Source organism: Mesorhizobium sp. M1E.F.Ca.ET.041.01.1.1 (assembly GCF_003997355.1).
Taxonomy (GTDB): domain Bacteria; phylum Pseudomonadota; class Alphaproteobacteria; order Rhizobiales; family Rhizobiaceae; genus Mesorhizobium.
This window is the reverse complement of the sequence record NZ_RZSL01000331.1, coordinates 1-6944: the sequence shown is the minus strand read 5'-3', so window position 1 is coordinate 6944 and position 6944 is coordinate 1. Positions and strand designations below refer to the sequence as shown.

At 66.1% G+C, this 6944-nt stretch carries 8 protein-coding genes and 2 pseudogenes; 6 read left to right on the top strand and 4 right to left on the bottom strand.

Annotated elements, in window-relative coordinates:
• Positions 1 to 395, top strand: a pseudogene (locus tag EOA38_RS23470) (glycosyltransferase family 2 protein); the annotation flags it as partial.
• Positions 392 to 2164 (top strand): ABC transporter ATP-binding protein, encoded by a 1773-nt coding sequence (locus tag EOA38_RS23465; protein ID WP_245464727.1) that lies wholly within the window; start codon positions 392 to 394, stop codon positions 2162 to 2164. The pseudogene EOA38_RS23470 and the gene EOA38_RS23465, both read left to right, overlap by 4 nt.
• Before the next feature lie 179 nt (positions 2165 to 2343).
• Here the strand turns inward: EOA38_RS23465 and minE are convergent, their stop codons facing one another.
• The 3 genes from minE to minC all read right to left on the bottom strand — a co-directional run bounded on the left by minE (position 2344) and on the right by minC (position 4416).
• A complete protein-coding gene (gene minE, locus EOA38_RS23460) occupies positions 2344 to 2616 on the bottom strand; it encodes a cell division topological specificity factor MinE (protein WP_040973218.1) in 273 nt (90 codons plus the stop codon).
• The gene (gene minD, locus EOA38_RS23455) at positions 2613 to 3428 is read right to left on the bottom strand and encodes a septum site-determining protein MinD (protein ID WP_126095975.1); all 816 of its coding nucleotides are present in this window, start codon (positions 3426 to 3428) and stop codon (positions 2613 to 2615) included. The genes minE and minD overlap by 4 nt, the downstream gene beginning before the upstream one ends.
• Positions 3429 to 3537: 109 nt before the next feature.
• Positions 3538 to 4416: a septum site-determining protein MinC gene (minC, locus tag EOA38_RS23450; RefSeq protein WP_126094727.1), complete on the bottom strand. Its 879-nt coding sequence runs from the start codon at positions 4414 to 4416 to the stop codon at positions 3538 to 3540.
• A 267-nt stretch (positions 4417 to 4683) separates the two neighbouring features.
• Between minC and EOA38_RS23445 the strand changes: the two genes are divergently transcribed.
• The gene (locus EOA38_RS23445) at positions 4684 to 5166 is read left to right on the top strand and encodes a hypothetical protein (protein WP_126094728.1); all 483 of its coding nucleotides are present in this window, start codon (positions 4684 to 4686) and stop codon (positions 5164 to 5166) included.
• A 39-nt stretch (positions 5167 to 5205) separates the two neighbouring features.
• Here the strand turns inward: EOA38_RS23445 and EOA38_RS23440 are convergent, their stop codons facing one another.
• On the bottom strand, positions 5206 to 5637 hold the full coding sequence (locus EOA38_RS23440; RefSeq protein WP_126094729.1) for a nuclear transport factor 2 family protein: 432 nt from the start codon (positions 5635 to 5637) through the stop codon (positions 5206 to 5208).
• Positions 5638 to 6008: 371 nt separating this feature from the next.
• Between EOA38_RS23440 and EOA38_RS23435 the strand changes: the two genes are divergently transcribed.
• From EOA38_RS23435 to EOA38_RS23425, 3 genes and pseudogenes are all read left to right on the top strand, one after another.
• Complete coding sequence (locus EOA38_RS23435) at positions 6009 to 6218, top strand: cold-shock protein (RefSeq protein WP_126094730.1); 210 nt, start codon at positions 6009 to 6011, stop codon at positions 6216 to 6218.
• A gap of 133 nt (positions 6219 to 6351) precedes the next feature.
• The gene (locus tag EOA38_RS23430; RefSeq protein ID WP_126094731.1) at positions 6352 to 6540 is read left to right on the top strand and encodes a hypothetical protein; all 189 of its coding nucleotides are present in this window, start codon (positions 6352 to 6354) and stop codon (positions 6538 to 6540) included.
• 194 nt (positions 6541 to 6734) lie between these two features.
• A pseudogene (locus EOA38_RS23425) lies at positions 6735 to 6944 on the top strand (FAD-binding oxidoreductase); the annotation flags it as partial.

Genomic DNA, 6944 nt, shown 5'->3' with positions numbered 1-6944 from the left:
CGGACTATCTGGTGCGCGCCATGCTTGCCGGCATCGCGGTCGAATATGTGCCGGACATGACGATCCTCCATCACCACGGCAGGCGCGACCGCAAGGCGATCGGCCGGCTGCACCGCGACTATCATTTCGGCAACGGCGCGCTCTGCCTGAAGCACATCCGCCGCGCGCCCTGGCTGCTGCGCCACTTCTACTGGGCGACGCGGTCGGCGTTGCGTGAGCTGATCGGCGGCCCGCGTTTCGATCACGAGCTCAAGCTGTCGCATTGGCCGATCGTGCTGATGAACCTCGCGGGCGCGGCGAAGTTCATGGCTCTGGTGTTGGCCAGACGGCCGCCACGACAAGCGCGGCTCGCCAACGAGACCGCCGAGACCAGGGCGGAGGCCGGCGCGCGATGACCGGACGCCCGACGCTGCCGATGCTGCGGCGCGCGCTTGGCCGCCGTCAGCTCGGCCTGCTGCCTGTGGTCGTCGTACTCGGCCTTGCAAGCGCCGCGCTCGAAGGTTTCGGCATCGGGCTCATCATCCCTCTGCTCGGCATCATCATGGGGCATGGCGAGGCGACCGGCATGGCGGGCCTTTCCGCCCTGCTCCAGCAGGTCGGCGCCGGGCTCGGCGAGCGCGAGCGGCTGATCGCGATTTCGGCCGCGATCCTCGGCTCGATCCTTTTCAAGAACCTGCTCGCCTTCGCCAATTCGGTGCTCACTGCCCACATCTACGGCAAGGCCAGCCAGACGATACGCGGCGCGTTGGCCGAACGGCTGCTGACCGTCGGCTATCCCTTTTTCCTGAGGGAAAGCCCGGGGCGGCTGCTCAACATCATCTCCAACGAATCCTGGCGGGCGTCGGACGCCATCCAGGGGGTGCTCGGCGCCATCGTCAGCGCCTCGGCGGCGCTTATCCTGCTTGCATTCCTGCTGCTCTTATCCTGGCAGATGACGCTTTTGGTGATGCTCGGGCTGGCGCTGGTGCAGGCCGCGCACATGGCGCTGTCGGCCCGTCTGAGGGCGCCGAGCCGCAGTGTTTCGGCGCGCAACAGCGCGCTCGCATCGCAGATGCTGCACCTCGTCCATGCCGGCCGGCTGATCCGCATCTTCGGCCAGGAGGCGCGCGAGAAGGCTGCATTCGAGAAGGCCTCCGACGGCGTGCGGCGGGCGGCCTTCCTGCTCTCCAACCGGCAGGGCGCGCTGGCGCCGCTGACCGAAGTGTTGCACGCCATGCTGTTCCTGGCGGTGGTGATCGGCGCCTGGCTCGCCGGCTTGAGCTTTCCGGTGGTCGCGTCCTTCCTCATCCTGCTCTACCGCCTGCAGCCGCATGTCAGGGCGCTGCAGATGACATGGAGCCAGTTGCAGGGGCTTTCCGGCTCGCTGGAAGAGGTGACCTGGCTGCTCGATCCCAACGGCAAGCCCGCGCCGCCTGAGGGCAGCCGCCCCTTCGCCGGCCTTGGCGACAGAATAGCCTTCGAGGGCGTGAGCTTCAGCTATGCCAATGAGGAACAGCGCGCGGCGGTGCTGCACGCGGCGAGCTTCGACATCGTGAGCGGCCGCTCGACGGCGCTGATCGGCCGCTCGGGCGCCGGCAAGACGACGATCGTCAATTTGCTCTGCCGCTTCGTCGAGCCGGACGGGGGCAAGATCCTCGTCGACGGAGCGCCGCTCGGCGAGATCGACCCGGCCGACTGGCGCCGCCATATCGCGCTCGCCAGCCAGGAGCTGGAGCTGGTCGACGGCACCATCCTCGACAACATCACCTACGGCAAGGACACGGCGAGCGCTGAAGAGGCGCGCCGCGCGGCCGAGCTCGCCGAGGCGCACGCCTTCATCGAGACGCTGCCGCAAGGCTACCAGACGGTGGTCGGCTATCGCGGCGTCAACCTGTCGGCCGGGCAAAGGCAGCGCATCGCGCTGGCGCGAGCGCTGCTGCGCGACCCCGACATATTGATCCTCGACGAGGCCACCAACGCGGTCGACGGGCTTTCGGAAGCGGCGATCGTAGAGACGCTGAAATCGCGCGCCGGCCGCCGCACCACCATCGTCATCAGCCACCACCACTCGACGATCTCGTTCTGCGACGATCTGGTGATCCTGGAGCACGGCAGGGTGAAGAAGCAGGCGCCGTTCGCGGAGATGGCGAAGCTCAGCATGGACGAGCTGTATCGGCCGGAGTGAGCGCTGGAATCTCCCCCCTCGAGGGGGAGAAGTCGCCGAAGGCGACAGAGGGGGTCGCCGCGCGTTGAGCGCCAGCGCCCTGCGCGCCCAGAGATGAGGTCGGCGCTCTACGTGAGACGACCCCCTCTGGCCGCTTCGCGGCCATCTCCCCCTCAAGGGGGGAGATTAGCTGGCGCTACTCACCCTGCCATCGCAAGCGGCACGGCGCTCTTGTTGGGGATCTGGATGTCGATCTCCAGCGTCGACATGGTCGCGCCGCGGTCCATCGAGACCTGGAGATAGTCCTGGTCGATCTGCACGTGCTTTGCGATGACCGCCATGATCTCCTCGCGCAGGATGGAGACGAGGTCCGGCTGGCCGCGGCTCTGGCGCTCATAGGCGAGCAGGAGCTGCAGCCGCTCGCGCGCCACCGGGGCGCTGGTGCGCCGCTTGAAGAGGTCGAGGATGCTCATGCCGCCCTCCTTCCGAGCAGCCGGTCGAGGAAGCCCTTGCGTTCGAAGGGGACGACCACCGGCAGGTCCTCGCCTTCCAGGCGTCTTGCCGCTTCGAGATAAGCCTTGGCGGCGGAATTGATCGGCTCCGAGAGCGTGACCGGCGAGCCGAGGTTCGAGGCGCGAAGCACGTCCTGGCTTTCCGGGATGATACCGAGCAGCGGCGTCGACAGGATCTCCAGCACGTCGTCGATCGACAGCATCTCGCCGCGCGAGGCGCGGGCGGCATCGTAGCGGGTCACAAGAACGTGCTTCTGGATCAGCTCGCCCTGCTCGGCCTTCATGGTGCGCGCGTCGAGCAGGCCGATGATGCGGTCGGAGTCGCGCACCGACGACACTTCCGGGTTGGTGACGATGACCGCCTCGTCGGCGAAGCGCATGGCAAGCTGGGCGCCGCGCTCGATGCCGGCCGGGCTGTCGCAGAAGACGTAGTCGAAGACCGAGCGCAGGCGAGCGATGACTTCGGCGACGCCCTCCTCGGTCAGCGCGTCCTTGTCGCGCGTCTGCGATGCCGGCAGCAGGTAGAGCGTCTCCAGCCGCTTGTCGCGGATCAGCGCCTGCGAGAGCTTTGCCGAGCCCTGGATGACATTGACGAGGTCGAACACCACGCGGCGCTCGGCACCCATGATCAGGTCGAGGTTGCGCAAGCCGACGTCGAAATCGACGAGCGCCACCTTCTTGCCGGTCTTGGCCACGGCAGCGCCGAGCGCGGCCGTCGAGGTCGTCTTTCCGACGCCCCCCTTGCCCGAAGTGACCACGACTACCTTGCCCATATTCATCCAGCCTCCGTTGGCGTTTGTTATGTGACCGTGCAAGGCACGGCGGATTCTTTAATCAGCCTCGCACGCGAAACCGGTCCGAAGCTTGCCGCACCTAAAAAACTCAGCCGAGCGGCACCACGCACAGCGCATCGTTGTCGAGGAAGGCCTGCACGGCCTTGCCGCGCGACACGCCCTCCATCTCCTCGGCCGTGGTGTACCAGCCGTCGACGGCGAGCAGCTCGGCCTCGTTCTTGCGGCAGAAGATGCGCGCCGAAATGTTGCCTTCCGAGCCGGCGACCGCCCGGCCGCGCAGCGTGCCGTAGACATGGATCGAGCCGCCGGCGACGATCTCCGAACCGGATGCGACCGAGCCCAGCACGATGACGTCGCCATGCGGGTGGAAGACCGATTGTCCCGAGCGGATCGGCGCCTTGATCATCAGCGTGCCGGCGGAAGGTTCGTGCCGCGCCGGCTCAGCGCCCTGCCCCGACCTCGCCGGTTCGGGTTTGGCTGCTTCGACGGCTTCAGCGTTCTCAGCATCGAGCTTGGCCAGCCCGGTGTCTGCAAATTCTTCCTGCGGTGCCCTAACCTGGCCCGGCTGCATGTCCTCGACGGCGGCCGTCTCGACCGTGATCTCTTCCGCCTTCGCCTTGCGCGCGGCCCTGCCCAGCAGCCCCTCGGCGGTGGCCTCCTTGGCGCCGGCGAGCAGCGGCGGCAGTTCGTGGCCGAGCTCGGCGCCTTCGAGCTCGATGGCATAGACGCGGATGCCGCGCCGCGCCAGCGTGCCGACAAGTGCGGCGATCTCCTCCGGCCCCGGCTTCAAGGTGTTCAGATCCAGCACCACCGGCCGGCCGGCAAAGTAGCCCGGCGAATTGCCGATCCAGTGGTCGAGCCCCTCCAGCCAGTCGTCGATCGGCGCCTCCGGCGTCAGCGTGAAAGCGACGAATGAGCGGGCGCGGAAGCGGATGGATTTGTTGTGCAAAGGGGCGGCGAAGGTCACGGCCAGACGAATCCTTACTCAATGGTTAAAGGGTGCCGGGTGAATGGTTAACAAAAGGTTAATTTTGCGGGTGCGGGCCGTTAAGGAACTGGCGCGGCTGACTTCTGTGGCTGGGCGGTCACACGGCCCGCCTGCGCGCCGCGGCCCGCCCAGAACCAGGCCCGGACGAGCCGGGCATGTGAAGTTCCTAATATACGAAGCGATGCTCCACCGGCAGCATCCGGCACGGTTAATTTTCCATTTCCTCCAGAGCAAGGGGACCGGGGCATGCGCAGCAATCAAGCAAGCAGCGAGCGGGCAGGCAGCAGGCGCGCTGGCATTAAGTGGGCAGGCTGGGCAGGCGCAGCAATCGGCGCGCTGTTGCTGCTTGCAGGATGCTCGTCATTCCGCGGCAGGGACACATACCAGACGAGCGCCCTCGCCGCGTATCAGAAGAATGGCATAGATCAATGGCTGACGACGGAGAACGCCAACGAGGTGGTCAACGCGATGGCGGCGAAAGGAATGATCCCGGCGACCATCGACTGCCGGTTCGCCGACGCCACGCCGGGCCAAGTAGCCTACGTATCGAAATTCACCTGGAAGCGGGCGCCTGCAAACACACGCTACCACTGGGAAGTCGGCGACCCGACCTACCTCGCGAGCAAGGAAGTGAGAGCCAACAGGGTTGGTCTGAGGCGGGTGTTTGCGAAAGCGGTGCGGGATGCGGCCACGGGGCAGAAGATTGGGTGCTCGATCTGGGTGGGTTAGGGGTGCTGCGGGCGGAATAAGCGGCGCCAGCGGTTGGGCTCACGGGCCTGCCTTGCTGCTGGTCCCCTTTGGACGGCGGCCGGAGAGGGCTTCGACCGCCTCTTCGATGCCGACCAGCTGCCGTTCGACATCCTCCAGGTACAGCCGCCCGGCAACGATCTTGCCGTCGATGATCTCGAACAGCGTGACCCCGCGCACCTCGAACGGCTGGCCGTCGCGGCGGGTGCCCGACCAATGCCATTCGCTCCAGGTCGTGCCACCGTCTTGGACCGACCGCGCGACCGTGGCGCGGAAGTCGGGTATTCCCGCGAACATGGCCTCCCAGTTGGCACGCATCTGTTCCCGCCCAACGAAGGCCCTGCCCGGGTGCACCGGCTGCACGCTGCGATAGTTCTCGTGGATGAGAGCGGTGACGGCATCGAGGTCGTGTGCGTTCATGGCGCTGACGAGTTGTTCGATCACTTCACTCATCGAATAGCCCCGGACTCATGAGCCGCGCCGATCCAGAGGCCGATGGGCCTAGCCAGGCGATCGGTTTCTCGGAATTCTAGCTGGCTGGTCCGGAGCCGTCCACGATTGCCACGCACCGAAATCAACAGCTTTGGCAAGAGCAAGCGCCATCCGTCGCCTAAGGCCGCCAGGACAAAGGCCATCGATAATATTGTTTGTCAGCGCCTTGCCGCAGCTTGTTCAAGCGCTATGTCTTTCAAATCGATCTTGTTGAACGAATGTTGTTTCCGCGCCGCGGCGCCCTGACGATCTTCCCTCTCAATTTCGAAGACTGCGACGTTTGGCATAACGCCAGGCGGCGATGATTTGCGTCGATTTGGAAGGAAAATCGTATGGCAACCGGAACAGTGAAGTTTTTCAACGCCACCAAAGGCTTCGGCTTCATCGAACAGGGCAATGGGCAGCCGGACGTGTTCGTCCATATTTCCGCCGTCGAGCGCGCCGGAATGCGTTCGCTCGCGGAGGGCCAGAAGGTGAGCTTCGACATCGTGAAGGACCAGCGGAACGGCAAGAGCTCCGCGGAGAACCTGCAGGCGGCCTGATGCGGTGCATCCATGGCCTTTGACCGCGGATGTACCGGCATTGGCCTTGGAGCACTTTGGGGGAGCATTTTGGGGAGCATCTGGAGAGGGTCGGGCTTGCCCGGCCTTCTTCGTATCAAACAGCGAGGAGACCATGGCCGAAACGAGTTTGTTCAAGCCGAAGGCGGACGCCAAGAGCGAAGCCACCACGAACACGGCGCGCGCGATCATCGAGCGGGAAGCGGCGGCCCGGCAGGCAAAGACGGAACGGCTTCGCGCGGCAAGGCTCGCGCGCGGGGCGGTTGAAGCGCCGCCGAAGAAAAAGCAGGCCGGGCGAAAATAGCGACAGCGGCACCGGGCATATTCGCGCCAGGCGAAAGTGGTCGTTCCGCAGATGTTGCGTCCAGCCGGTGACGGCGTTGATGGCGCCGTCGCGTGTGAAATCGAGCCCGCCTGTCGGCAACGGCGACGGCACCTGCGTGACTCGGAGGCTCGAGTTCCTCTATAGGATGTCGCTCCCCTCCCCGGAGCCGTCCCATGTCCGCCTCCCTCGTCGCCGAATTGCGCGCCGCCTGCCGCAACGCCACCATCTGGGACGCCGTCGAGCTCGCCGCCCGCGACCCAGGCTTCGACGCCCGCAATTTCGGCGCCTCGGCGCTGGTGCGGCCGCGTGATACCGAGGGCGTGGCAGCACTGGTCGCCTTCTGCGCGGAGCGCGGCATTAGCTTCGTCGCGCAGGGCGGGCGG

Coding starts and splice junctions, on each gene's coding strand:
- EOA38_RS23435 (WP_126094730.1), top strand. CDS start 6,009: ATGGCAACCGGAACAGTGAAGTTTTTCAACGCCACCAAAGGCTTCGGC.
- EOA38_RS23445 (WP_126094728.1), top strand. CDS start 4,684: ATGCGCAGCAATCAAGCAAGCAGCGAGCGGGCAGGCAGCAGGCGCGCT.
- EOA38_RS23465 (WP_245464727.1), top strand. CDS start 392: ATGACCGGACGCCCGACGCTGCCGATGCTGCGGCGCGCGCTTGGCCGC.
- minE (WP_040973218.1), bottom strand. CDS start 2,616: ATGAGCATCCTCGACCTCTTCAAGCGGCGCACCAGCGCCCCGGTGGCG.
- minD (WP_126095975.1), bottom strand. CDS start 3,428: ATGGGCAAGGTAGTCGTGGTCACTTCGGGCAAGGGGGGCGTCGGAAAG.
- EOA38_RS23440 (WP_126094729.1), bottom strand. CDS start 5,637: ATGAGTGAAGTGATCGAACAACTCGTCAGCGCCATGAACGCACACGAC.
- EOA38_RS23430 (WP_126094731.1), top strand. CDS start 6,352: ATGGCCGAAACGAGTTTGTTCAAGCCGAAGGCGGACGCCAAGAGCGAA.